This window comes from Vibrio sp. 1288, assembly GCF_033344475.1.
Window position 1 is genome coordinate 1 of record NZ_JAWPOX010000130.1, and the last position, 1,115, is coordinate 1,115.

The following is a 1,115-nucleotide window of genomic DNA, read 5'->3' on the forward strand; positions in this document are numbered from 1 at the left end:
GCGTCAGTTTAAGCAAATTTGTATTTTGCGTATCGCGGCGGCGGATATCGCTGGCGTGCTGCCAGTCATGAAAGTAAGTGACCACTTAACTTATCTAGCAGAAGCCATTGTTGAAGCGGTGGTCAGCCAAGCGTGGCTTCAAGTGTCTGAAAAATACGGCGAGCCAACACACGTGAAAGATCGTGAAGGCAAAGGCTTTGCCGTGATCGGTTATGGTAAAGTCGGTGGATGGGAGTTGGGCTACAACTCAGACTTAGATATCGTCTTTATGCACGACTGCCCAGTTAATGTATACACCGATGGGAAGAAGGAAATTGACGGCCGCCAGTTCTACCTTCGTTTAGCACAGCGCATCATCCATATTTTCTCAACCCGCACCGCATCAGGCATTCTATACGAAGTGGACACTCGCTTACGTCCTTCTGGTGCGTCCGGCCTGTTGGTGAGTCCAACCGATGCGTTTGATGATTATCAACATCAAGATGCGTGGACTTGGGAGCATCAAGCTTTAGTGCGCGCTCGCATGATTTATGGTGATGAACCATTGGCGATTGCTTTCCATAACACCCGTCATGATGTGTTGTGTAAACCGCGTGATGAGCAAACGTTGAAAAAAGAAGTCGTCGCGATGCGCGAAAAAATGCGCGATCATTTAGGTGGTAAGAAATCTGGTCGCTTCATGATCAAGCAAGACGTCGGTGGTATTACCGATATCGAATTTCTGGCTCAATATTTGGTGCTTAACTATAGTCACGAGAAACCTAAGCTTACGCGTTGGTGTGACAATGTCCGAATATATGAAACGCTAATTGCTCAAGGTGTCATGGAGGAAGACCAAGCGATGCAACTGATACGCGCGTATACGACGATGCGTAACGAAATACATCACAGAAACCTACTTAATTTGGATGCAGATGTGGTTGAAGATAAGTTTGTTGCAGAAAGAGAATGGGTGAAGCAAGCATGGAACCAGTGGTTCGCCTAAGTAGAAGTAGTGCTCAAGGTTCAGCCTAGAAAAAGGCTGTGCTAAACTCACCACGATTTAATTTTTGGAGACCAACAATGAAACCAATTCTACCTGATTACAACAGCGCTGGTGTGCTCATCATCGGTGA

1 protein-coding gene is annotated in these 1,115 nt (G+C 46.5%); it reads left to right on the plus strand.

The genetic code is table 11. From position 1 onward, the window contains the following. A partial coding sequence (gene glnE, locus R8O11_RS25080; protein WP_318194592.1) for a bifunctional [glutamate--ammonia ligase]-adenylyl-L-tyrosine phosphorylase/[glutamate--ammonia-ligase] adenylyltransferase occupies positions 1-985 on the plus strand: 985 nt, incomplete at its 5' end. Positions 986-1,115: the final 130 nt, after the last annotated feature.